The sequence below is a fragment of the Bacillus sp. Root131 genome (genome assembly GCF_001429475.1).
GTDB classification, from domain to species: domain Bacteria; phylum Bacillota; class Bacilli; order Bacillales; family Bacillaceae_G; genus Bacillus_A; species Bacillus_A thuringiensis_S.
Genome location: NZ_LMJQ01000005.1, coordinates 1 through 25,484, shown reverse-complemented (window position 1 = coordinate 25,484; position 25,484 = coordinate 1). Strand labels below are relative to the sequence as shown.

Genomic DNA, 25,484 nt, shown 5'->3' with positions numbered 1-25,484 from the left:
TAATCATTATATTAAGTATAATAGATAAAATTAAAAAATTGAAATTAATTCTCACCTTAATACAATTAGAAAACGGACTACCACTTGTGCAAAAACAAATAGTTCATTATCCTTAAAATATAATCTCATTCGTTCGGAGGGAACTATGTTACAAAAATTCGGTTTCTCACAATATGAAAGCCAAGCTTATGAAGTTGTCGTATCAAGCAATGAACCATTAGATGCTACAACAATTGTGAAGCATTCAGGTGTTCCAAAAGCAAAAATATATGAAGTACTAGCACGCCTAATCGATAAAGGAATGGTAATGGATTCTGTTTCAGAAAAGAAAAAATTGTATACAGCATTACCACTAAAGCTAGCAATTGAAAAATTAACGACAGAATTTCAATCAAATATTAAGGAACTGGAAACAAATATATCAAAAAAATCATTTACAGATGACCGTGTTTGGAGCTTAAAGATGCAATCTTCTATTCGAGTTCAAAGTAAAGAACTCATTGAAAGTGCAAAAGAATCAATCCGTATTTCAGCTTGGAATGATACTCTTTTAGAATATCTTCCTTTACTAGAACAAAAAGCAAAACAAGGTGTTCAAATTGAATCCCTTATTGTTGGAGAAGTAGAAACAGACTTAGAAAACATGCATTTTCTAATCCCAGCTGAAGAGCCTAATGCATTAGAGCGCTACTTGCTACTCATCGTTGACGATCGTGAAATTTTATTTGCTGGCGTAGAACAAGAGTCATGGCAAGCGATGAAAACAATGTCACAACCTTTCGTAAAGTTCTTTACAGAATTTTTCTATCACGACGTTGCACTTGCAAAGATTACTCAAAAACACCATGATCTCTTTATGGAAGATGAGGAAATTAAGAGTTTGTTGATGAAGTTAAGATACTAATTAAATAATAAACAGGAGTCTAGTTTTTCACTTAGACTCCTTTTCGTTTTGTTCCTTTATCTCCATCAACAGCTCAATGATTTTCTCATTTTGCTCTACCTGTTTCTCTGAATTTTTATAGATGAAACGAACCCATCTAAGTGCAAGAATAATAAGAAACAAAGGGAGCATTGAAATTAGAAGACCAATAATTGAAAAATTCGTATACATATACCTCACCTCGCTATACACCCTTTCTCCATTTATCTACTAAAACCTGCAATTTTTTACAAATAAAAAAAAGAACCTATCAAACGATAGATTCTTCTTTCGCAAACTGAGTAGAGCGTCCTCTCGTAATCGAGAAAATCGCGCAAAGCAGTGCTAATATAATAAAGCCACCGCCTACCCAAGCGTTATATATAACAGATGATTTTTCAATAACAACTCCGCCTACTGTTGAACCGAGTGCAATTCCTAAATGAAGCGCAGAGTTATTTAAACCTTGCTGGATACCAGCTGATTCCGGTGCAATGTCAATTAAATAATTTTGCTGTGCTGGTGAAATCGCCCAGCTCAGCATACTCCAAAGTCCCATCATAATGATGAAGAGTGGGAATGAGAATGTCATTAATGGCAACATGAAGATTGCACATGCAAATACGATAATAATCGAGATAATACTTTTCTTCGATCCCCATTTATCAGCAAGCCATCCACCGAATCCACCGCCGATTACTGCTGCGATTCCGAAAATGAAGTAAAACACACTAATCCAATTTGCTTCAACATTCATAACATCTTTTAAAAACGGTGTTAAATATGCATACAATGTTAAATGCCCCGTTAAAAACAAAAATGATGTTAACTGTGCACTTACAATTTTTTTATCTTTTAAAGTAGCAAGTTGTTCTTTTATTGATAATACCGATGTCGGTGGTACTTTCGTTAAGAACAATGAAATACAAGCAATTGCCATAACTGTTAATACTGAAATCAATACAAATGGCGCACGCCATCCGTATGCATTTCCGAGTACAAGACCGAGCGGTACTCCAAGTACAAGTGATCCACTAATTCCCATAAAAATGATTCCAATTGCACGCGCACGAAAATGCGGTTCTACTACACTAGAAGCAAGTGTTACCGATAGTGCAATAATTAATGAACCACTCGCCGCACAAATAACCCTTGAGAACATTAGCATTCCGTAATTCACACTAAATGCCGAAATAATATTTCCGATTAAGAAAATCGATAATGCTCCAACATACAATGTTTTTCTTTCAAACTTCCCTGTCAAAGCTAATAAAACTGGACCTGACAAAGCAAATACTACCGAAAATATTGTTATAAGCTGACCAGCTGCGCTAATAGATACTCCTAAATCATTGGCAACTAAATCGAGCGTTCCTCCTATAATTAGCTCAACCGTTCCGACTACGAAAGCCGCGATAGCTAAAATATAAACACGAAAATTCAAGTCTTTCCCCACGCTTTCTGTTTTGGTTACTACGACTATAGTAACCAAAACAGAAAGTGGACGCAAGTACAATTTTTTTACAGTAAAAAAGGTAGGCGTATTATACGCCTACCCTTCCATCATTCTGTTTCTTTCTTCTTATTCAAGTACCAATACACCGGAAGTCCCGTAAAGACAATTCCAATTGATAAGAAACAACTTACCGGATCATTAATAATCGCACTACCGATTACAAAGAACGAACCTAAAATCGCAACGATTGGTACGATTGGGAATAACGGTACACTATATGCACGCTCTTTATTCTTATTACGTTTCCTTAAAATGAAGACACCAATAAACGTCATTACATAGAAAATATAAATAATGAATACGGAAATCTCAGATAGCTTATTTGGATCACTAATAATCATTAAAATAATTCCTAAAATGATTTCAACAGTAATCGCATTTGCTGGTGTTTTAAATCTCGGACTTTCCTTTGCAATAAACTTAGCAAATGGAAGTTGTCCACGTTCTGCCATAGACATTGGAATACGTGGGAACGTTAAAATCTTTCCATTTAAACAACCGAAAATAGAAACGATAATACCGATACTAATAATTTTCCCACCATATTCTCCAAGTAACATACCAGCAGCTGTCGCTGTTGCATTTTCTCCAAGGTCTACAATTTTCGCTGCTGGTAATACATTTAATAACGCCAAGTTAATTAATACGTATGCAGCTGTTACAATTAAAATCCCAACTGTCATTGCTTTCGGTAATAACTTTGTTGGATTCTTCATTTCTCCACCAATCGAAGCAAGTAAAATCCAGCCGTCATAAGCAAATAACGTTGCTAAAATTGCCATACCGATACTTTGATTTTCTGATATCGGCACTACTACGTTAAAAATATCACTGTTTCCTTTCCAAAAACCTAACACGACAATTAATACAATCGGAATCATTTTCCCAATTGTCGTGATTGTTTGAACGATACCTCCGTATTTTGTTCCCATACTATTTACAAAGCCAAGGAACACAACTGTTCCGATTGCGATTGGTAAATTCCACACTTTATCTAAATAGAAAAAATTAATCATTAAAGAACTAAAGTATAAACCTAATGTTCCGATAATAGCTGGTCCATAAACAATTGTTTGCATCCAGCCTGATAAATATCCCCAAAAACTTCCGTAAATCTCCTCTAAATACGTATACAACCCACCATTTTTCGGGATTTGCGCTCCAATTTCGGCTACTGTTAAACCACTCGCTAACGTCAACAGACCACCAATTACCCAAGCAAGAATGGCCATATTAGAACTCCCTGAGTAATCTAATACGCTTCCTGGTTTCATAAATACACCAGACCCGATAATCGTTCCTACTACGATAGAAAGTGCTACTGTTAAACCAATTTTGTTCTTCTCATCATGATGCATGCTGCGTATCCTCCTTCCAATTCTAGTGTGATGCAAAAATGAAATAAAAAAACACTCCTCCCTAAAAAAGGGACGAGTGTTGTATTCGTGGTTCCACCCTTGTTTCAATTCGCAAAGTAACACACTTCACCAATTTCTCAAGTCTAAATAACGGTTTTTGCCGGCAAGCAATTACTAGATGTTCGTTCACTGCTGCAGTTCAGAGGTGGTAATCTATTTTTCCGTATTAGGAAGCTCACAGCCAAAGGCTTCCCTCTCTGGGAATCGTAAAAAATTAATCGTGTCCTCATCATCACTTCTTGATGTCGAATTTTGTAGTTATTGTTCATTATATTGAATTGTTAGAAAAAATCAATATATTTTTTTATATAACATAGGAAATATTTCTCTTCTTATATTATAACAGAAGATACAAAACCTCTCTAATTCCCTAAAAATGGTATAATTCATTTAGGAGGTGTACCAATAATGATTGCTGTCTTTTGTATCATCGCTACGTTTCTCTCTGTTCTATTCGCTATCATGTATCGAAACAAGTATCCTGTTTATAGCATTTTAGCGATAGCTATTATACCAGCTGTTTCCTTCTACGTATTGGGTAAATATCAATATACGGAAGTGTTTATCGGTTTTGCAATCTTCTACTGCGTCTTCGGATACATACTAACAATGAAAAGAATCTTATTGAATCATTAAAAGAGACCGATTTCTATAAGTAGAAATCGGTCCTCGCATGTACCTTCCGGTTGCCCCACGAAAGATACATAAATCAATTATTTATCTTCTTTTTTCATAAAAAACTTGTGATGCGGAAGATCCACATTTAATTCCTCTAATTGTTTCTTTTCATTGTCTAAAATCGCTTTTGCTTTTGTTTTTGTTGCTTCATCTAATCCCGCAAAGATGTCTTCACGCTTCTCTTTTTCTGGAAGTTTCACACCTAATTTTGTTAATTCTTCTTTTGCTTGCTCATGCGTTAATTTTCCAGATTTCTTTTGCTCTAAAATCGACTTCGCTTTCTCTTTCGCCTGTTCATCTAAGTTAGCAAACATGTCTCCATGYTTACCTTTCTCCGGCATTTTCACGCCTARCTTTGTTAATTCCTCTTTTGCTTGCTCATGCGTTAATTTTCCAGATTTCTTTTGCTCTAAAATCGACTTCTTGTTAATTCCTCTTTTGCTTGCTCATGCGTTAATTTTCCAGATTTCTTTTGCTCTAAAATCGACTTCGCTTTTGCTTTCGCCTGATCATCTAATCCTGCAAACATGTCTTTACGCTTCTCTTTCTCCGGAAGCTTTACACCTAGTTTCTCTAACTGTTTCTTTGTATCGTCCATAATTGTTTTTACTTTTTGTTTTGTAGCGTCATCCAAATCCTTTTTCGCCGTTTTTGTAGACTGTTCAGCTGCTGGAGTATTCGTTGCCGCGAATGCCGGAATACCGACTCCTCCAATGATTCCGAATGATAAAGCACCTGCAATCGCTAAATACCCAACTGTTTTCTTCTTCATAGGAAATTTCCTCCTTCATATTTCTAAAGCATGTACACTTTCGTATACAATGCCAATAGTAATGTTGGTTTCTTAAAATTCCCTTAACGTTTCGAATAAAAAACACCGCTCATAATGAGCGGTGTTTCTCTATGCTTTTTGTAATTGTAACTCTTCACGTTCCATTATTTTTCTTAATACGATTGTTTGTGTCATTGTAAATAAGTTACCTGTTATCCAGTACAATACAAGTCCTGATGGCGCCGCAAACCCCATAAATAGAATCATTGCCGGCATCATAATTTGCTGTATCTTTAGCATCTGTACTTGTTCTCCAGGTGTAATATTAGATTGGAAAACTTTCATCTGAATAAATGTCGTTAACGCTGCAATAATCGGTAATATATGATATGGATCTGCATGTCCTAAGTTCACCCATAAAAAAGAAGATGTGCGAATCTCTTCCGTTCTGCTAATCGCATAATACAAAGCAGAGAAAATCGGCATTTGTATAAAAATTGGCCAGCAACCAGCAAGTGGATTCCAACCGCCTGATTTCATTAGCTCTGACATTTCTTTTTGATACTGCTTTTGTTTTTCAAGATCTTTGCCTACATCACCGTACTTTTTCTTTAGCTTCTGCAATTCAGGTTGCATTTTCTTCATTTTCGCTTGGCTACGATATTGTGAAACAGCTAATGGAATCATTGCTGAACGAATAACGAGCGTCATAATAATGATTGCAATCCCAAAGCTAGCTCCAGGTATATGATGAGCAACAAATTGAATCATAAACGAGATTGGATATACGAAATAATGATCCCAAATCCCAGTACTATGTGCATCAATTGGGACTGCATTACTGCAGCCAGATAAAACAAGTAATAATGATAAACTAACGAGCACAGCTCGGTATGATTTTAACATGTTCATTCCTCCAATGTTTCGTAATTATTTAGCGAAACATTGGTGTATACGGACCGACCTCATCATTCTCTTCACTTGATTCTTGTCTACGTACAGAACGAATCATTCCATATTTATAAAAAATAGAAAATAGCGGTACATTTCCCGCACTATCTTCACATGTATCAACTAACGCAAAAGCTCTTTGTCTACCGCTTGATGCTTGTTGACGCACAAAGCGAGAAACATTAGCAAGGAAGAAAACTTCTAATAAACAAAGTGCCGTCGTTACAAACGATATATATAAAATTGCATCCTGCAATAAAAATTCCATCGCTTCACATCCTTAATAAGGTCATTTTAGCACATTAGGCAAACATTCTCTATTTCCTTTTATTTTCAAAAAAAGTATTTTGCATATTTTCTCAAGAAAACAATAATTAAGAAACGTTGTATTCGCTTTCTTTAGTATATTCACGCACATCAATGAATAGGCTTGATTTATTAGAAATTTATAAAATTTTTGCATTATAATAAAACTATTGCCAGTTTTTGAAAAAACCTTTATTCTCTTCTTGTAATCAAAAATGAATATGGAGATGAAACATACTATGGGTCAACTAGGAGACGCCGATTACGTTCCCGACACCGCCTTTTTATCCTTCCCAGCAGCTAAAACATTTCATTTAGAATTTATGATACAGTTGGTTGTTATTTTTATAGCTTCTATTTTGTATGCAATTTCTATGAATATGTTTTTTATCCCGCATAATATGATTAGCGGTGGATTCGCTGGTGTAGGGATGATTATCGGTTATTTAATGCACTACAATATCGGTGCACTTATCTTTTTACTAAACATTCCTCTTCTTATTTTAAGTCACTTTTACTTAGGCAAGAAGACAACCTTTTTAACAGCGTACTTTGTAGCTGTGTCATCTTTAGCGATGAATATTATCCCGGTACACCAAGTTTCAGACGATATTTTACTTTCTTCTGTATTCGGTGGTGTTATCTGCGGAGCAGCTTCAGGAATTATATTCCGATTTGCTTCTTCAACAGGTGGTTTTGATGTTGTTGGATTGATTGTAGCAAAATATCGAGATGTTTCAATTGGAGCAATCATATTTGTATTCAACTTAATCTTACTTGTCGCAGCAGGTTTTATTTTCGGATGGGATATTACACTTTATACGTTAATTAGTCGATTTGTAGTCAGCAAAGTTATCGATGCTGTGCATACGAAACATATTAAATTAACGATAATGACTATTACAGAAAAAGGCGAGGAAATAAAAAGCGCACTACTACATCACGGCATACGCGGGGTGACAATGGTAGACGCTGTCGGCGGCTATACAAACCATAAGAAAAAAATGATTTACACTGTCGTGACTCGCTATGAGTTAGGCGAAATGAAACGTATTATCCGTCAAGTGGATAACAAAGCATTTATGAACATTACTGAAACAGTTGAAATTGTCGGCCGTTTCAAACGTATATAAAAAAGGTTAATACATTAAAGGGCATAACATATTAGTCATATATACTATGTTATGCCCTTTGTTATTCAACTAACGCACCCTTTAGCATAATAAAATCACGAAGTTTATTACTACAAATCGGAGGATAACATTCCATATACAAAACTATCTGTCCATTCATTTTTATTCCAAAAATCTTGTATGAAATGAGCTTCCTTTCTCATACCTATTCGTTCACACAATTTTTTTGAAGCTGTATTACGTGCATCAAGATTAGCTTGTATACGATGTACATTACATTCATTAAATAATTTAAACACCAAACTACTTACTGCTTCTGTTGCCAAACCTCTTCCAACTACTTCATTTGAAAAACTATAACCAATCTCAACAGTATCCTTCATATTTGTGTACCATACGGATAAGTCACCAACTACTTTAGTCTTGTATATAACTGCCAAACTTAATATTGATTCTTCAGTAAGTGCATTGTTTGCTAGCTTCTTATTAAATCTTTTCTGCATGTCTTCATGAGTCCACTTATTATGTAATAGGAACTTACATGTATCATCATTATTATAAATAGCAAATACATCCTGTAAATCAGTACTCTTAAAAGGTCTAATTATTAATCTTTCTGTTGTGATCTCCAAGTTAGCTCCCCTCCCTTACATTCATGCTACAAAACATTTTTTATTGTATTTAAGCCTCCTTCTTAGATCTCACCTTGATTACATATTTCATCATAATAAATTAAAATCCTTCTTCCACTAAACTGCATTGTTAATGGTATTTCCTTACGCTTTTTATTTTTTACACTTATTACAAAATCAGATAATTCTATTATTATGTCCCTAAATGTGTTATAATGAAAGCAGACTCACAAAAAAAGAGTATATAGACTTGGAAGTTTCTCTTATTTTACAAGCAAAAAGAAACGAGCAGTCGGGTATATTTCAGACACCATACACGTAACGGTTTAAACAACCGATCATCTTAGTTACTCTTCAATGATCTTTTTATAAAAAGATACGTACAATTAAAACTCACTTCAATATACTATACCTACCTTTTTGACTTCCAAATCATCTTATTACATAGGGAGATGAACATATGAATCAATATATACGATATACAATAGCTGTCCTGTTTGCTATTATCGGCGGTACGATTTGTTTCTGGACAAACACACAGCTTGGAGAGAATATCATTTTTAATGGAATCGAAACACTTGTAAGCGCTTCAATTTTAGGCGGATACATTTACTTCCTCTTCAATCCAGAAGAAAATGCTCAGAAAACAATGTTATTAACAATGATTGGAATCGTTGGTGGATGTATTTCCTACTCAATGACAAACTATACATTACCACTTCAATTAAGCTCAGCTTTCTTCCACGGTCTATGGACTTGGTTCATTGCATTCTGCTTAGCAGACGTATTCAACCTATTACAAGACAATGAAGAAGATAGCGGTCGCCAAATTGAAAGTAACTCTTAAGCTGGAAGGAATTCTTCCAGCTTTTTTATGTTGGTTTGCATACACCGGCACTACAATAAAAAGAAGCTACCCAACGGCAACTTCTTTTCCACATACCCCACTTCGTATTCACTTAAATATATCAACGATTTTTCAAATATATCGATCGTTTCTCCACTTATATCAACGATTTTTTCATTATATCAACGATTCGGCACAAGATATCGATTTAACGACAACCTTAGACATCCAAAACGTACAACATACCCTATCCCCCAAGCAACTTACTGCCGAACTCTACGATTAAAAAGATAATCAATAGGATCGCGAGTATCTTTAATGCTACATATGCTACTTTAAAAACAACATAAATGAGCAAGACTATCAAAATAATTGATAAAATTTCCATATTTACTTCCTCCAAGCTTTGCTCTTCTTATCTCATTTTACTCGCCCTAGGCTGTTTATGGAACGGCATAAGATGACATATAAAAAAGAGGATACCTCACCCATCGTAAGATACCCTCTCTTTCAGCTGCTTAAACCATTCTCTTTCTAATTGTAAATATCCCATCTCACTCTTCTCGGCGCTCTTTAATTCTTGATCGGCTTTCTTCATATAAGTACGGGACGCTTCCATATTGCCCTCTACATATTTAATAATCCCTTGTGTACGGTAATATCCACTTAGGTCCATTTTTGTAATAGCCTTTGCATGTTCCTTTGCTTCTTGCAAAGAAAGACTATCCATCTGATAAAGGGCTTTATATAAAAGGTACCAACTATGAAAACTACTAACGAAAAACTTATTTTCTTTCGTTACAGGTAATTGAACAATTCGTTCTATATACGGTATCGCTCTTTCCATTCCCTCTTGATCTGCACGAGCAAAAAAGACGAGCATAAGTCTACTCATTATCTCCCTTATCCCTTTATTCTCTTTTATTTTCTCCTCACTAAGTTCTACTAATCTTTCATCCCAATCTTTCGGTCTTTTATAACTAAATAACTCACTCGATATTTGAATCTCATATAAGTGATTTCTAGCTCTTTCATCATCTTTAATTAAAATAAGAAATTGCATCCCATCACTCATAAGCATTCCTTTTATCGGCACAATTGTAACCGCAAAGATTGCAAAATGGAAAAAGGAAAAATATAAAAGATATTGATAATAACTCACCATGTATATGTAACCGGAAGTAATACCAAATAGTAAACTCGTAATCGGTCCACCTAAAGTGAGCCACGCCCACTTTTTCGAAAGATTCGGTGTCTCTATAGAAGGTGGTACTAATGTTGCAACACCTCCAAAGTACGCCCATAATTTATTTTCTCGAATGCGTAATTTTCCCTTTTCTTTTTGAATAGTAATGGGTCCTACTGTCATAAATTTAAATGTTAAACCACCTATTACACCAAATACTACATGTCCTAGCTCATGAATGGCTAACACTAACAATGAAATTCCAACTATTGCCCATAGGTTCAAAATTACTTCTAATTTCCCAGTTCGGATTACTCCGTATAAAATGGACAGAATTAGCGCCACTGTCATTGAGCCAGCTGGCCTTCTTAAAATATCCACCTTTTTCTCCCCTTAATAAATCATTTTTCTCTGCATTTCGTACATGAACTTCCCGAGATGCAATATCCAAATAAATGAGATTAAGCCAATTAATACAAAATCGATATCACTAGCAGCTGTATATATAACGGCAGCCCACCATACATATGCCAATATTGTATTCGTAAATTCATACGCTTTATATCCAGCCTCATGCACAATGTGCTTTAATCCTTCATCTGCGTTTTTCGTCCACATTTTCATAGATTCCATATACGTTACACCTTGTTCAGGGTATAGCTTATTATAACGATTTTTTGTTATGAGCCCGATAATCACTACAGTAGTTAAACAAACAATAGAAGCTACTAAATTCCACACCGCAAATGAAACATTAGTATCCTGCAACAGTGCACGTCTACATGTAATAACTGCATATACAAACCATGCCTGCGTCACTATATCACCTACACGTAAATATATACTTATAATGCCTAATTTTCTGCCTTGTACGCTCTCTTCTTCATCGCGTGCCTCCGCTAACATACGCGTATTCTTCCAAGTGTAGTACATCATTAAGATTCCAAAAATAGTACATATGCCTATAAATGTATTGGATGATAATTTTCTCGGTTCATCCGAGAGTAAATTTAAAGCTATATAAGACGTTAAAAAGCCACCCATCATACTTAATGCTATTTTCCCCACAGAATCAAATTGTTTTTTTCGTTTACTCTTCATCATCCTCTTCCCCCTCCACTAACGTGAATATTTCCTCCACCGATACATTGAAAATTTGTGCGATTTTTAACGACAATACAATAGATGGTGCATAATCCCCGCGCTCAATTAAACTAATCGTTTGCCGTGATGATCCAATCGCTTTCCCTAAATCCCCTTGTGATAAACGATGCTTTGCTCGCAATTCCCTCACTCGATTTTGAAGCTTCATGTCTTCCCTCTTTTTCATTTATTTAATTAAAATTGTAAATAATATCCTTATTTTTGTCAATTATAATTGTCATTACGACTATAATAATTGACAAGATACTTATTTCTTATCCTGTATCAAATTCCTATAAAGAATGTAAAATGTGCATTAAACATAGTCTTAACAATAAAATAAAAAAGGCAGTGCTTTTGCACTGCCTTCCTAAATTCTGACATAGAATGGATTTCATATTAGCTTGCGTTTTGTAGTAATACTCGTTTTAACTGTTTGCGGAAACGAACACCTAACGTAATTGCTACGATAACGATAACTCCAACAATGATTTTACCGATATGATCTTCTAGCACTCCAAAGATGTCATGTAAGTTTCCACCTAACCAGTAACCACCGATTAAGAAGAATGATACCCAAAATAGAGCGCCTGAATAAATTGTAATGGCAAAACGACGGAATGGTAAATTAATAATTCCTGCAAAGTATCCTGTGAAATGACGTACACCAGGAATAAAGAAACCAATAAAAATCAGGAAGTACCCATACTTATCAAACCACATTCTCGTTAAATCAATTTTTCTTTGTGTTAAAAATACGTATTTTCCATACTTTTGAATGAAAGGCATACCTAATTTATTTCCTAAAAAGTATTGAATCGTCATTCCTACACTTGTCCCAATAAAGGATAGAATGATTAAAATCGGTAAACTTAAATCACCCTTCTGCGCTAAAAATCCCGCATATGCTAATGTGGGCTCTCCCGGAAACGGAAGTGCAATATATTCTAACAGCAAGCCGACAAGTACAACATAGTACCCGTATTGCTGAAATAATTCATGAATCCATTCCATGTCATCTCTCCTTTCAATCACGTACAACTTCTTACTATTATTGTATAAAAAAATTGTCGAAATAACTATCACAATAGCTTACATTTTTATTACATTTTTGTAAGGGTCACACTAATGATTTCCGTTCTTTATTAATTAGTAAAAATCATTTTTTAAGTCGAAATAACAAAAAGACGCATTAATATCATGCAAGTTTTATCCATTTTTTAACACTTAAAAACCCCTCTAATTTTGTTCTCAATAAAAAACCACCACAAACTCATCCTAACTTCATATTAGCTTCATATACGTATTGTAAGATTATATCGGAATTTGTTGAAAAATTTAACCAATATATGACTAAGCATTAATTTGAATAAATATAAGTCGTTTTCGAAATTGAAAAAAGGGTGAATACGAAATGGAAGCATATAAAATGCACGATTTTATTAATACAAATGTTGAATCTCATCAAAATGAAACCGTTTTTAATTTACACATGTGTGAAACAAGTGAATTTGACGTAAGTTTAACAAAATCTACAACACTATCTTTTATCGTTTCAAAAAAGAATATTAAAATTGTCACGAAAAAATGGATTAATTCAAATCAAGAAAGCATGATTGGCAAAAGCTACATCATTCCAACAAAAGCTTTTCATTATTTCTTACCAATCATTTCTGAAAATGAAGATGAGCTAAATATTCAAGTTCAAAGTTTTGGACTACGTGGTGAGCTTTTATTAAATGAAAGATTACTTATTGATAAAAACAACAAACACAACAGCAAAATCACTGCATTCTTTGAAACATTAGATGAAAATGTAAATAAAGCTTTACGAGGATTACAACTTCATTGTATGTAAGACTATTACGATAGTAAAAGGAGAATAACAATGAAAAAATTATTATTAAGCGCACTATTATCATTAGGATTTTTAACTCTTCCATTCGCTAGCGCAGAGGCCGCTACAACGAAAGATCAATTAATCGTAAACACTCAGTTAAATAAAATGGATTATTATCAGGATGGAAAATTTATAAAAAGTTTTGCTGTCGCTACTGGAAAAGCAGCAACACCTACACCTAAAGGAACTTTTCAAATCGTAAATAAAATTAAAAACCGCCCTTATTATACAGGCAAAATTAAAGGCGGCGATCCACGGAATCCACTTGGTGACCGTTGGCTCGGATTAAATATGGCAGGAACTTACGGAACAACTTATGCGATTCACGGAACTAACAATAATCAAGCAATCGGCAAAGCAACAACACTTGGTTGTATTCGTATGTATAACAATGATATACACTGGTTATTTGAGCGCGTTCAGCAGCAAGCTACTGTCACTGTAAAATAGCCTAAAAACAAGATTTATGTGTAGCCAAGAATTTTATGTCTTGGCTTATTTTATTTATTCATTTACAGTAGCAAAACAACTGTATTTACATATATAATAGGAATAGATTTGATTAGCTGATATTTAAACATTGATAAACGTAGATATTAAAATTATACAGTTATAATGTTTTATAAATTTTATAATACATACTATAATAGAACTACTGTAATTCTGAACTATTCAGTAACACTAAACTATTCCCCTTGCTACCTTCATGATTATTTTATAGCGGGGGCTTATTATATGTATAAACAATCTGAGTCACTCGAAAAATGATGAATTCGAATATTGCAGTAAAAAGCGTTATTTAGGAGGTGTTACTATGACGCATATACTGGTGATTGAAGACAACCCAGATATACAAGAACTAATTCGTGAATTTCTAATGGCACAAAACTTTACTGTTGATGTAGTTGGTGCTGGAACAGAAGGTATTCTTCTTTTCCAAAAAAATTCATACGATCTTGTCCTCCTCGATGTAATGTTACCAGATATAGATGGCTATAGTATTTGTAAAATTATGCGAGGACAATCTGATGTACCAATCATTATGTTAACAGGCTTACATAATGAAGAAAGTGAAATTAAAGGATTTGAGTTAGGTATTGATGACTATATTACGAAACCGTTCCATTACACTGTATTTATTAAGCGTGTAGAGGCTGTATTAAGAAGGGCAGCAACGAAGGAAGCAGAAGCTGCAACTATACTACAATTCCATGAATTGATGTTAAACTCTACAGCATATGCAGCTTATGTTCATGGTAATCAAATTGAATTGACAACAAAAGAATTTGAAATTATTTATACTTTACTGCAAAATCGAGGAAAAGTATTATCAAGAAGTGATTTGTTGAATAAGGTATGGGGCTATGAACATTATGGTGATGTAAGAGTTATAGATACACATATTAAAAACTTAAGAAAAAAATTAGGAATTACTTATATTAAAACGGTGAAAGGCATTGGCTACAAAATCGAATCGTAGCAAAGACAACATCACCAAAAATATTTTCATCAAAACCTTATTATTTTGTATTCTTTTATCACTTTGTCTTTATCAAATTATTTACTTTCTAGCTTCAAACTACGATAAAGAACATTTTGCGAAAGAAAATGGAACGCCGACTACAGAACAGGCGGATTTAGATAAGCAAAACAATCAAAGTAAAACGAATCAAAATAAAGCTGTGTCAGAGGGAAGTATTTCCAATTTCCAATCTTCTATTATAGATTATAAATCTCTTTCTACAGCTATCAATCACCTTTTGCAGCCTAGCCAAACTGCAAAAGCAAAAGAACATACACAAAACCTTTCGGGGAAAAATAGCACTTCTAATCCGCTTACAGAAGCAGAAAAGAAAGCCGCTAATAATGATGCCTTACATACACAAAATGCAGCAAGTAAAATAAATGATATAAATGATAATCCAAAGTTAGCAGATGCGTTGCAGCAATTAGCTCCACATATTGGCGCGACAATGCTTGCATTATCACTACTCGGATCTTTAATTTATACAAAACTAATTGCCAAACCTTTTCAATATATGAGCGATGCTTTAAAAGATATTATGAATCTTGATTTCTCAGATAAAAAACTACTTAACAAAAATACAGATCAAACAGATTTTAATTTGCAAGTAGCCGCTTCACAAGTACCAAATATTGTGAAGAATTTACATGCAAGCAATCAAGATTTAAGAAATGAGCTCAAAAAGGAACAACAATTAGAGCAATCTCGTAAAGAATTTATGTCTATGGTATCCCATGAATTAAAAACACCAATCGCAGCCGTTATGGGACAACTAGATGGCATGATTCACGGAATTGGAGCTTATAAAGATAGAGATAAATATTTAAAACGTTCCTATGAAATGATGCAAGATATTAACATATTAACGGAAAAAATGTCGGAATTATCCAAAATACAAAACCCTCAATTTAAACCGAATTTAGAAGTCATTTCTTTATCTAATATTATTGAGGATGTTATGAAGAAAGTAGATTACTTTGTATCTGTAAAACAATTAAATGTACAATCTAATATTAAACACGACGTACAAATTTTAGCTGATCCTAAATTTATTCAAACTGCTATTTTTAACATTATTTCAAATGCAATTCATTATACAATTGACCACCAGCACGTATATATAAAGCTTTATGAAAAACCAAACGGTTACGCATTAGAAGTATTAAATACAGGTTCACAAATTGATGAAGATAAACTTGCTCATTTATTTGAGCCTTTCTATCGTGCAAACCCTGATAAACACGGTTTAGTACAAGGTAGCGGTCTTGGATTATATATCGTGAAACAAATATTAGATAAACATCAATTTCCTTACGGAATACAAAACACAGCTCAAGGTGTAAAATGCTCCATTGTATTCCCAAAAGCAATGTAGCATTCACTATAATTACATACCCCAAACTCATACTTTATGTGTGAGTGGCGGAATTTTGTAGAGTGTCTTACTCTGTTTCGTTCGCCCGTTATCCTTATTTGGATAGCGGGCGTTTTTTATTACTTAAAAGGAGGATTTTTTATGGATAAGTTTAAATATTCATTGCTCGTTTTATTCGGTGCTTGCAGCTACGGCATACTTTCAACTATTTTCAAACTCGGATTCCTAAGTGGATTTTCAGCACATCAACTATTAGGGGGACAATATGTCTTCGGATGGATTGGACTATTTCTACTCGTTCTTTTCTTTTCACGTCATAAAGTAACAAAAAAACAATTCTTTTCATTACTAACCGTCGGAACAACAATGAGTATGACTGGAATTTTCTACGCTATTTCTGTAGAAGAGCTACCCGCATCTATCGCTGTCGTCCTACTCTTTCAGTTCACTTGGATTGGTGTCATTATCGAAGCAATTGCAAATCGAATATTTCCAAGCCGCGATAAGATCATATCTATCCTTATTTTATTTGCTGGTACATTGTTTGCAGGTGGTATATTTGAAGGCCTCGGACAAAGTTTTTCTACGAAAGGGATTATCTTTGGACTATTAGCTGCTGTCTCTTTTTCATTCTATGTTTTTGCAAGCGGACGCGTTGCTACAGATGTTCCCCCTTATACGAAAAGCTTTCTTATGACAACAAGTGCAACTCTTATCGTATGCCTATTCTTCCCGCCGACCTTTTTAACAGATGGTGCCCTGCAAGCTGGTCTATGGAAATATGCTTTCTTCCTCGGATTATTCGGCGTTGTTGTACCTGTCATTTGTTTTTCAATCGGTGTACCAAAAGTTGGAACAGGACTTAGCACGATATTAGGTGCAGCTGAATTACCAACTGCTATTATCGCTTCTATTACACTTGTACATGAAGTCGTAACCTTCATGCAGTGGATTGGAATTATTTTTATATTGCTTGGAATTTTCACTCCCCAGCTGCTTACGGCTAGGAAAGAAAGGAAACATAATCGCGTGCATAGCGCTTGAAAAAAATACAGAATTTATATAAAGTAAAACTTTAATTAGTGGGGGTTTTGTTCATCCCCCACTGATTATCAGCCCTCACCAATCGGGCTTTTACGGGCAGTTGATCCCCACCTAACTTCTTCGCTTTCGCTGAATTTTGAGGTGGAGTCTTACTGCCCGTTAATGCGGGATAAAAATATAACTACAATTAAAATAAGTAAATTTATCGGGAGGTATAAATGACTATTTTAAGCATCGTATTTTTTGCTATTATGTGTATCTTCTTCCTAATAAGATATATGAAAGAAAAGAAATTTTACGATTTACTTCTCATTCCCGTTTGTATATATGCAGGAGCAGTGAAAACTCCTTTCGTAGAGTACTTAAACTTTAATACTACATTTAAAATAACGTATGATATTGCAGCTATTATTCTTGTAATCCTTGCTGTACTTTTCTTTTTGAAAGATAAGAAAGAGAATCATACTGCATAACAAAAGACCTTTCATTTACTTGAAAGGTCTTTTTCTCTATCTCATTTTGCCGCTACATACAGCTTCTCTATCTCATGCTCAATTTGTTTTACATCGATTCGCTCAAATAATGGCTGCACGCTATCAATTCTATTCGGCAACGTATTTTGCGGTTCCCAATTTCGGTTCACAATCGACAATGTGCTTCGAACTCTTTCACTTGAAAATGGTAAAAATGGTTCAAGGAGATTTGCAAAATTAGCAATAAGATAAATACAATTATAAATCGTTTCTTCACATGAAACTGGATTATCTTCTCTTTCTTTCCAAGGCTGCCTCTCATCAAAGTATTTATTTGCAAAACGTACGGCATCGAATATTGTTTCTAGCGCCACCTTAAATGTAGTTTGCTCAATCGCCTCTCCTACATTTTTATATAATCCTTCTACTTTATCCTTCAGTTCTACATTGATAGTTCCCTGCGGCACAATGCCATCATAATATTTTTCAATAAACTTTAATGTCCGGTTCACGAAGTTCCCGTATGCACCTAACAGTTCACTATTATGACTGTAAATGAATTCACGCCATGAAAAATCAGTATCACGATTTTCTGGTGCATTTACTGTTAAAAAGTAACGAATAGAATCTGGATTGTAACGTTCTAATATGTCAGGCACCCATACTGCCCAGTTTTTACTCGTAGATAACTTTCTTTTTTCAACTGTTAAATACTCATTCGAAACGATATGACGCGGGATTGCTTCCTCTCCTATTCCAAGTAAAACCGCTGGCCAAATGATGGAGTGAAATGGAATATTATCCTTGCCGTGTACATAATATGTTTGCGCATCGCTATTCCAAAACTCATGATCATCTTTTCCTGTTTCTTCAGCCCAATATTTACTCGCTGAATAATATCCTGCCACTGCTTCTATCCATACGTAAATTTTCTTATCTTCATACCCTTTCACTGGAATTGGTACCCCGATTGGTAAATCTCTTGATACAGCCCTATCTTGTAAGCCTTCCTTTACATATCTTTCCGTTAATTGAATTGCATTATCACGCCATGTTCCTTTTTCTTTTGCGATTTCTACAACTTTTTTAATTTGCTGCTGAAATGTATGCAATGCAAAATAAAAATGCTCTGTTTCCTCTACAGATGGTGTACTACCACATAACTTGCATGTCTTTTCTAACAAATCGAGTGGATCTAAAATAGCTGAACACGCATCGCATTGATCGCCTCTTGCTGCTTCATGGCAATGTGGACATATTCCTTCTACATAACGATCCGGTAAAAACTGCGTACACGTTTTACAGTACGCTTGTTCCACTGTTTTTTTATAAATATAGCCTTCTTCCAATAAACGTAAAAAAACTTTTTGAACAGTTTCATGATGATGCTCGCTATCGGTACGTGTATAGCAATCATACGTAAAACCGAGATCACGAAAACATCGCTGGAATTCTTCATGGTACTTATTAGCAATTTCTTTTGCTGTCACACCTTCTTGTTTTGCTCTAATTGCAATCGGTGTTCCATTACAATCACTGCCCGAAACATACAACACATTCTCACCTTTTGCCCGGTAATAACGTGCTAAAATATCTCCAGGTAACAAACTCGCAATATGACCAAGATGTAACGAGCCATTTGCATACGGCCAAGCGCCTCCAATAAAAATACTCATCTTACATTCCTCCTTTTAAATATAAAAAAGCCCCGCCCTTATCTTAAAAAAGATAAGGGCGGGGCTGTATAAACAGTCGCGGTACCACCTTATTTCGCCAATTACTCACATAATTAGCCTTAACAAGTACGGAGCTATATGCTCTTATACTGTGGTTTTGATAACGAGTACCAACTCTCGTCGCCGCCTACTATTATCATTTGATAAGTTCAGGACGAAGCTCAAAGGCCATTGTTCAAATGAATATTCTTGCTTCTTCTCAGCTACCGAAGCTCTCTGGAAAGAATGTGTTCATCCTACTTTTCCTTTTCAACGCTTTTACGTATAAAAAGTATTGTACGACTTAATCACAGAAAAATCAAACTTTTATTCAGAAAGAAAAGGAAATCCCATCCCCCTGCCGAATAACTATACGTTCACAAAAGGAGTGATAACATTGAACCAAAAACAACTAAGCACTATTAATGAAAAAAGCTGGAATACAGCTGCTTATGAAGCTTGGACGAATCGCCATGGGGCACCGGAGGATTATGCGAAAAAAATCATGGAAGACCCTATGCGCGAGGTAGATCACTATTTACCTTACATACAATCTCCGAAAGGAAAACATATTATTAATTTACTAGGATCAAAAGGGAATAAGGCCGTTGCTCTCGCCCTTTTAGGCTCTGACGTAACAGTTGTTGATATTTCAGCAAGTAATGCAAAATATGCAAATGAACTTGCTGCCGCCGCAGACGTCTCTATTCATTACATCGTTTCTGATGTACTAGATGTAAATCTCTCCAAATCATTTGATATCGTATTACTGGAGCTTGGTGTACTTCATTACTTTCTAGATTTAAAACCACTTTTCAAAAAAATTTCTCAACTACTAAAGCCAGGTGGAATACTTATCCTTCGCGATTACCATCCAATATACACAAAGCTATTAGGAGTAGACCACCCATCGTTTCGAGCAAGTGGAAATTATTTCGATGAAGAATTGATTGAAGATGATGTTGCTTATAGCATTCTTCTTACAGAAGCGCAGAAAGAATCGTTACCGAAAACAACCATCCGTCGCTGGACATTAGGAGAAATTATTACAACACTCGCCGAAGAACATTTTAAGATTGAAAAACTAATTGAAGAACAGGGACCTCATCAAAAGTGGGTCTTCCCTTCTACTGCCCCAGAAGGAATTGAAGAACAAATACCCGGTCTATATACAATAATTGCGCGAGCATGCAAAAAAGGATCCCTTCACGGATAGGATCCTTTTTGCATGCTCGCGCATATAAGTTGAGGTTGGAGATTACCATAATTCTGTAGAATAGGACACAAGATATTTCAACATTTCGTCTCTGACTTACGTCGTCAAAAAGGGGTATGACCAACATAACGAAGAGTAATGTTTTAGTTGATACTGATAATCGTTATCAACTAATTAGAAGTATACATGATGTTATTTCAAATTTCAATAGCATTTCTAATATTTATTTATGGATTTTATGATATACAAATGTATACATTTTAAGAACTTTTTCTAATACCAATCTGACTCCTTCCATTATCTGCTATAATTTTCATTGAACAGATTAATAACTTCATAATAATGTTTTTATTAATTCCGCTTCAAATATCTATAAATCATAATAAACAGTTTAAATGAGGGTAGGGGTAACGATGAAATATGTTAGTATTCGAAAAAAACTACTGTTCACACTCTTAAGCATTTCTTCTTTATTTAGCATTGCTCTTATTGTTATTCTTTCATTCGCCATGAATCAAGCAAGTGAAATCGAAACGTTAAAAAATGATGTATCGAAAAGAGCGACGATTTTAAAAGAACGTGGCGATTGGTTCCAGGCACAAGTTGCTGGTTTACAAGAATATTTGCTATCACATGATCAAAAAGGATTAGATAAGTTCAACCGAGAAGGGAAAAAATTAGCTGATACTAGAGAGAAAGTAACAAGTGACAAGAAGCTCCCAGAAGGAATGAAAGAAGCCATTTTAATGGGAGGAAAATGGCGTAGCGTCATAGATAATGAGGTACTACCTCTTGCGCATGAAGGAAAATGGGACGAAGCATCTAAAATTGCTTTAGCACAAACAGATTATGTAAATGATCTGTTAGGTCGTTTTAATAAATATACAAATGAAGAGAATGAGAAACGTGACGCATTAATTGCTGACGTCGAGTCTTCTTCATCACTTATTCAATATATTATTTTCTTCTCACTCATTACATGTACATTAACGTCTATTTTATTAGCATGGTGGTTCTCTGGTAAACTCGTTAAACCAATTCGACAAATTGATGAGAAGTTGAAAGAATTAGCTTCTCAAGATGGAGATTTAACGGCTAGATTACACGTAACGAGTAAAGATGAAATTGGTGACATTGCAAATTCCTTTAATCAAATGCTCACTAACTTACAGCATATAATAAAACAAGTTCAACAAACATCAACAAGTGTAAAAGAAGCTTCCGAAAATGTATTTATCGAAACAACCGCTTCTATGGAAAATACCGCAAGGACACAAGAAACTATGAATGCTCTTGAACACAATATTCGTTCACAAGTTTCTAGCATTGAAGAAAGTTCAACCTCAATGGATGACATGGCAACGAGTGTTCAGCGTATTGCTGAGGCCGCCTCTTCTGTTACTAGTTTAGCTGTCACAACCTCAGAAAAAGCAGATGATGGGAATAAAGTCATTGAGAAATCTATTACACAAATGCATACAATTAACGAAGCTGTTAACGCTACATCACAAGTAGTTGAGCGACTCATTACACATACAAATCATATCGATACTGCACTTCAATCTATTTCTAATATCGCCGAGCAAACAAATTTACTCGCTTTAAATGCTTCTATTGAAGCAGCTCGTGCTGGTGAACACGGCAAAGGATTCGCTGTTGTTGCTGATGAAGTTAGAAAACTTGCTGAACAATCTCAACTAGCCGCAACTGACATTAACCATTTACTGCATCAAATTCAAGCCGATACAAAAATAGCAAATGACATGATGACACAAGGTCAAGCAGAGGCTTCTGAAGGAATTACGGTTATTCGTACCGCTGGATCTTCATTCTCAGAAATTGTTAACCACATTAACAAAGTCTCTACGCAAATGCAAGAAATGTCTGCAACTGCTGAAGAGATGGCTGCAAGCTCTGAAGAAATGAACGCAGCTTTAAATAATATCGCTTCTATTTCAAACGAAGTTGCTGCAGAAACATCACAAACAGCACATTCGGCTGGTGATCAAGTAAACAAAATGAGTATCGTGGCTAACAAATCATCTGAAATGAAAACCATCGTACAAGAACTTGAAATTCTCGTTTCTCATTTCAAAACAAACGCTTAAAGTGAAAATGACACAAGCTCAAAGGTATAAGAAAGAAAGTTTTACAGTCTCTCTTTTTTCACTTTAAAATATCTCTTTCTATCTCTCATTCCGTCTGCTATAATTCCTAAAGGAAATAAGAAAGCTTTATTCCAACTGGAGTAAAGCTTTCTTTCAATTTTTTACATTTATTAATTCTAATACTAAGATTTCACAAAGGAGGCTTTTTATCATATGAATTTTGTAAGTATCAGAAAAAAACTTATGTTCATGATGGGAACGATTTGCGCTTTATTCGGTATCGCCTTAGCATTTATTTTATTTTTTGCTATTGACCAATCTCGTAAAGCTGAAACATTACAAAAAGAAATTTCTCCACTGGCAACAGAATTGAAAGAACGTGGAGATGCTTATCAAGTACAGCTCTCTGCTTTAAGAGGTTATTTACTACAACATGATCAAGTCGAATTAGACAAGTTTAATGAGATGAGTAAACGTCTTGAGGATTCAAAAGATAAACTTCTTTCTAATCCAAATCTTTCTTCGTCCGTAAAAAGCACAATGGAATTAGGGTCTACTTGGAGAAAGTTCGTTGAAGAAAAAGTATTCACTCTTGCAAAAGAACAAAAATGGGAAGAAGCTTTACAAGTAGCTTCTTCAGAAAACGGAACTGTCTATAAAGTAATTGGTGACTTCACAAATTATAGTAATGAACAAGCTACATTACGTGAACAATCTATTGAAAAAATTGACCAATCTGCACTCTTAATCGAATATGTTATTTTCTTATCACTTGTTATTTGTATTGTCGCTGCAATTATTCTTGCATGGTGGTTCTCTGGTAAACTTGTGAAACCAATTCAACAAATTGACACGAAACTAAAAGAGTTAGCTTCTCAAGAAGGTGACTTAACGGCACGTCTACAAGTAAATAGCAACGATGAAATCGGTGCTATCGCAGCATCATTTAATAAAATGTTAGAAAACCTACAACATATTATTAATCGTGTTCAAAAAACATCAGTGGAAGTACAAACCGCTTCTGAAAACATGCTAGAAAAAACGAATACATCACGTGAGGCGACAGTAAGAGTCCAAAGCTCAATGTCTAACTTAAACGCAAGTATTCAATCACAAGCTTCTAGTATGGAAGAAAGTTCAACTGCAATGGACGATATGGCAGTAAGTGTTCAACGTATTGCTGAATCTGCTTCATCTGTAGCGGAACTTGCTGTTGCCACATCTGAACATGCTAGCGATGGAAGTACCGTTATCCAAAAATCCGTTTCACAAATGACAACGATACACGAAGCTGTAAATGCTACGTCAGAAGTGGTTGAACGTCTAATCACTCATACGAAATATATCGATACCGCTGTACAATCTATTTCTAATATCGCTGAGCAAACAAACTTACTTGCTTTAAATGCTTCTATTGAGGCAGCTCGTGCTGGCGAGCAAGGAAAAGGATTTGCTGTCGTAGCTGACGAAGTTCGAAAGCTTGCTGAACAATCTAAAACAGCTGCAACAGACATTAATCAATTACTACATCAAATTCAAAATGATACAGAAACTGCTAGCTCTATGATGTCTCAAGGCCGTTCTGAAGCATTTGAAGGCATTCATGTTATTCGTGAAGCTGGTACTTCTTTCACAACAATTGTAGAACAAGTAAATAAAGTATCTACTCAAATGCAAGACATATCAGCAACTGCTGAAGAGATGGCTGCAAGTGCTGAAGAAATGAATGCTTCACTTAATAACATCGCTTCTATCTCGACTGAAGTATCCAGCGAAACCGCCGCAACGGCACAATCTGCTGAACAGAAAGTTATCGTTATGAATGAAATGACAGTAACTGCTGGAAAAATGAAACAAACAGTTGAAGAGTTAGATCAACTCGTATCTCATTTTAAAACAGAATAGATTTTCAAAAAATATCCCTCTTTCAAAGAGGGATATTTTTTTTGAGCTCATTTCCTGCACATTATGCTCATTTCCGTTATAATGAGAATCGATATCATTAAAATATAGGAGGGGCTGCTTATGTCACAAGAAGCATTTGAAAATAAATTATTGGATAATTTAGAAGCTGTTATTGACCCTGAACTAGGTGTTGATATCGTTAATCTTGGATTAGTGTATGATGTTACAGCAGATGAAAATAATAATGCTGTCATTACGATGACTATGACTTCTATCGGTTGTCCAATGGCTGGGCAAATCGTATCAGACGTTAAAAAAGTATTATCAACAAACGTACCTGAAGTTAATGAAATAGAAGTAAATGTCGTTTGGAATCCACCGTGGTCGAAAGAACGTATGTCACGTATGGCGAAAATCGCATTAGGTATTCGCGACTAGCGGAATAAAGTGAAACTTTATTCCGTGGGGGTTTTGTTCATTCCCCACTGATTATCAGCCCTCACCAATCAGGCTTTTACGGGCAGCAGGGCCCCCACCTAACTTCTTTGCTTCCGATGAATTTTGAGGTGGGGGTCTTACTGCCCTGCAAATAGCGGGATAAAGAAAAAAACCTGACATTCTTGAAGTGAACCCGAATAGTGGTACATGAAAAAAACACCTCCTGAATTCGCATACTAAGTATGCAAATTCATTGGAGGTGTTTTTCGTTTGAAGACAAG

The 25,484-nt window shown here is 35.0% G+C and carries 26 protein-coding genes, 1 pseudogene and 2 other annotated features; of the genes and pseudogenes, 14 read left to right on the top strand and 13 right to left on the bottom strand.

Annotated elements, in window-relative coordinates:
* Positions 1-145: 145 nt before the first annotated feature.
* Positions 146-904: a TrmB family transcriptional regulator gene (locus ASE54_RS16840; RefSeq protein ID WP_000939479.1), complete on the top strand. Its 759-nt coding sequence runs from the start codon at positions 146-148 to the stop codon at positions 902-904.
* A 27-nt stretch (positions 905-931) separates the two neighbouring features.
* On the opposite strand, the gene ASE54_RS16835 is transcribed toward ASE54_RS16840, so the two are convergent.
* The 3 genes from ASE54_RS16835 to ASE54_RS16825 form a co-directional block, all read right to left on the bottom strand.
* Positions 932-1,114 (bottom strand): hypothetical protein, encoded by a 183-nt coding sequence (locus tag ASE54_RS16835; RefSeq protein ID WP_000288473.1) that lies wholly within the window; start codon positions 1,112-1,114, stop codon positions 932-934.
* Positions 1,115-1,193: 79 nt separating this feature from the next.
* Positions 1,194-2,438 (bottom strand): MFS transporter, encoded by a 1,245-nt coding sequence (locus ASE54_RS16830; protein ID WP_103656261.1) that lies wholly within the window; start codon positions 2,436-2,438, stop codon positions 1,194-1,196.
* Between the two features lie 47 nt (positions 2,439-2,485).
* A complete protein-coding gene (locus ASE54_RS16825) occupies positions 2,486-3,796 on the bottom strand; it encodes an amino acid permease (RefSeq protein ID WP_000546306.1) in 1,311 nt (436 codons plus the stop codon).
* Positions 3,797-3,861: 65 nt separating this feature from the next.
* Positions 3,862-4,098: a binding site (T-box leader), on the bottom strand.
* Positions 4,099-4,264: 166 nt separating this feature from the next.
* On the opposite strand from ASE54_RS16825, the gene ASE54_RS16820 reads away from it, so the two are divergent.
* Positions 4,265-4,492, top strand: a complete 228-nt coding sequence (locus ASE54_RS16820; protein ID WP_000562246.1) for a hypothetical protein — start codon at positions 4,265-4,267, stop codon at positions 4,490-4,492.
* A gap of 77 nt (positions 4,493-4,569) precedes the next feature.
* Here the strand turns inward: ASE54_RS16820 and ASE54_RS35830 are convergent.
* The 3 genes and pseudogenes from ASE54_RS35830 to ASE54_RS16805 all read right to left on the bottom strand — a co-directional run bounded on the left by ASE54_RS35830 (position 4,570) and on the right by ASE54_RS16805 (position 6,525).
* Positions 4,570-5,306: pseudogene (locus ASE54_RS35830) on the bottom strand (hypothetical protein).
* Positions 5,307-5,435: 129 nt separating this feature from the next.
* Entirely contained in the window at positions 5,436-6,212 is a 777-nt protein-coding gene (gene yidC, locus ASE54_RS16810) for a membrane protein insertase YidC (protein WP_000920546.1), read from the bottom strand.
* A gap of 28 nt (positions 6,213-6,240) precedes the next feature.
* On the bottom strand, positions 6,241-6,525 hold the full coding sequence (locus tag ASE54_RS16805; RefSeq protein WP_000394930.1) for a hypothetical protein: 285 nt from the start codon (positions 6,523-6,525) through the stop codon (positions 6,241-6,243).
* A 277-nt stretch (positions 6,526-6,802) separates the two neighbouring features.
* Between ASE54_RS16805 and ASE54_RS16800 the strand changes: the two genes are divergently transcribed.
* The gene (locus tag ASE54_RS16800) at positions 6,803-7,696 is read left to right on the top strand and encodes a YitT family protein (protein WP_000530044.1); all 894 of its coding nucleotides are present in this window, start codon (positions 6,803-6,805) and stop codon (positions 7,694-7,696) included.
* A gap of 110 nt (positions 7,697-7,806) precedes the next feature.
* On the opposite strand, the gene ASE54_RS16795 is transcribed toward ASE54_RS16800, so the two are convergent.
* Positions 7,807-8,328, bottom strand: coding sequence for a GNAT family protein (locus ASE54_RS16795; protein WP_000406909.1), 522 nt, complete (start codon positions 8,326-8,328; stop codon positions 7,807-7,809).
* A 460-nt stretch (positions 8,329-8,788) separates the two neighbouring features.
* Here ASE54_RS16795 and ASE54_RS16790 point away from each other — a divergent pair, with 460 nt between their 5' ends.
* Positions 8,789-9,175, top strand: coding sequence for a DUF3938 domain-containing protein (locus tag ASE54_RS16790; protein WP_001077773.1), 387 nt, complete (start codon positions 8,789-8,791; stop codon positions 9,173-9,175).
* A gap of 247 nt (positions 9,176-9,422) precedes the next feature.
* Here ASE54_RS16790 and ASE54_RS34575 read toward each other — a convergent pair whose 3' ends face one another.
* The 5 genes from ASE54_RS34575 to ASE54_RS16770 all read right to left on the bottom strand — a co-directional run bounded on the left by ASE54_RS34575 (position 9,423) and on the right by ASE54_RS16770 (position 12,518).
* The gene (locus tag ASE54_RS34575; RefSeq protein WP_000404758.1) at positions 9,423-9,563 is read right to left on the bottom strand and encodes a DUF3985 family protein; all 141 of its coding nucleotides are present in this window, start codon (positions 9,561-9,563) and stop codon (positions 9,423-9,425) included.
* 96 nt (positions 9,564-9,659) lie between these two features.
* Positions 9,660-10,712 (bottom strand): hypothetical protein, encoded by a 1,053-nt coding sequence (locus tag ASE54_RS16785; RefSeq protein ID WP_002083694.1) that lies wholly within the window; start codon positions 10,710-10,712, stop codon positions 9,660-9,662.
* Between the two features lie 42 nt (positions 10,713-10,754).
* On the bottom strand, positions 10,755-11,462 hold the full coding sequence (locus ASE54_RS16780; RefSeq protein ID WP_000837717.1) for a DUF3169 family protein: 708 nt from the start codon (positions 11,460-11,462) through the stop codon (positions 10,755-10,757).
* Positions 11,452-11,673, bottom strand: a complete 222-nt coding sequence (locus tag ASE54_RS16775; RefSeq protein ID WP_000776170.1) for a helix-turn-helix transcriptional regulator — start codon at positions 11,671-11,673, stop codon at positions 11,452-11,454. Before ASE54_RS16775 ends, ASE54_RS16780 begins: the two co-directional genes overlap by 11 nt.
* Positions 11,674-11,903: 230 nt before the next feature.
* Positions 11,904-12,518 carry a DedA family protein gene (locus ASE54_RS16770; RefSeq protein ID WP_000454764.1) on the bottom strand — a complete coding sequence of 205 codons (615 nt, stop codon included), beginning with the start codon at positions 12,516-12,518 and terminating at the stop codon, positions 11,904-11,906.
* A 400-nt stretch (positions 12,519-12,918) separates the two neighbouring features.
* Between ASE54_RS16770 and ASE54_RS16765 the strand changes: the two genes are divergently transcribed.
* From ASE54_RS16765 to ASE54_RS16740, 6 genes are all read left to right on the top strand, one after another.
* Entirely contained in the window at positions 12,919-13,362 is a 444-nt protein-coding gene (locus tag ASE54_RS16765; RefSeq protein WP_000388763.1) for a DUF3978 domain-containing protein, read from the top strand.
* A 30-nt stretch (positions 13,363-13,392) separates the two neighbouring features.
* A complete protein-coding gene (locus ASE54_RS16760) occupies positions 13,393-13,854 on the top strand; it encodes a L,D-transpeptidase (protein WP_000735060.1) in 462 nt (153 codons plus the stop codon).
* A 364-nt stretch (positions 13,855-14,218) separates the two neighbouring features.
* The gene (locus tag ASE54_RS16755) at positions 14,219-14,884 is read left to right on the top strand and encodes a response regulator transcription factor (protein ID WP_000148834.1); all 666 of its coding nucleotides are present in this window, start codon (positions 14,219-14,221) and stop codon (positions 14,882-14,884) included.
* Positions 14,862-16,304, top strand: a complete 1,443-nt coding sequence (locus ASE54_RS16750; protein WP_000201948.1) for a HAMP domain-containing sensor histidine kinase — start codon at positions 14,862-14,864, stop codon at positions 16,302-16,304. The genes ASE54_RS16755 and ASE54_RS16750 overlap by 23 nt, the downstream gene beginning before the upstream one ends.
* A 141-nt stretch (positions 16,305-16,445) precedes the next feature.
* Positions 16,446-17,348 carry an EamA family transporter gene (locus tag ASE54_RS16745; RefSeq protein WP_000357149.1) on the top strand — a complete coding sequence of 301 codons (903 nt, stop codon included), beginning with the start codon at positions 16,446-16,448 and terminating at the stop codon, positions 17,346-17,348.
* A gap of 218 nt (positions 17,349-17,566) precedes the next feature.
* A complete protein-coding gene (locus ASE54_RS16740) occupies positions 17,567-17,821 on the top strand; it encodes a hypothetical protein (protein WP_000154129.1) in 255 nt (84 codons plus the stop codon).
* Positions 17,822-17,862: 41 nt separating this feature from the next.
* Here the strand turns inward: ASE54_RS16740 and metG are convergent, their stop codons facing one another.
* A complete protein-coding gene (gene metG / locus ASE54_RS16735; protein ID WP_000021589.1) occupies positions 17,863-19,497 on the bottom strand; it encodes a methionine--tRNA ligase in 1,635 nt (544 codons plus the stop codon).
* A 51-nt stretch (positions 19,498-19,548) separates the two neighbouring features.
* Positions 19,549-19,819 (bottom strand) — a binding site (T-box leader).
* 114 nt (positions 19,820-19,933) lie between these two features.
* Between metG and ASE54_RS16730 the strand changes: the two genes are divergently transcribed.
* From ASE54_RS16730 to ASE54_RS16715, 4 genes are all read left to right on the top strand, one after another.
* The gene (locus ASE54_RS16730; RefSeq protein ID WP_001072254.1) at positions 19,934-20,752 is read left to right on the top strand and encodes a class I SAM-dependent methyltransferase; all 819 of its coding nucleotides are present in this window, start codon (positions 19,934-19,936) and stop codon (positions 20,750-20,752) included.
* Positions 20,753-21,165: 413 nt separating this feature from the next.
* Positions 21,166-22,860: a methyl-accepting chemotaxis protein gene (locus tag ASE54_RS16725; protein WP_000878434.1), complete on the top strand. Its 1,695-nt coding sequence runs from the start codon at positions 21,166-21,168 to the stop codon at positions 22,858-22,860.
* Between the two features lie 213 nt (positions 22,861-23,073).
* Positions 23,074-24,765 (top strand): methyl-accepting chemotaxis protein, encoded by a 1,692-nt coding sequence (locus tag ASE54_RS16720; protein ID WP_001012200.1) that lies wholly within the window; start codon positions 23,074-23,076, stop codon positions 24,763-24,765.
* A gap of 120 nt (positions 24,766-24,885) precedes the next feature.
* Positions 24,886-25,203 (top strand): metal-sulfur cluster assembly factor, encoded by a 318-nt coding sequence (locus ASE54_RS16715; RefSeq protein WP_000076424.1) that lies wholly within the window; start codon positions 24,886-24,888, stop codon positions 25,201-25,203.
* Positions 25,204-25,484: the final 281 nt, after the last annotated feature.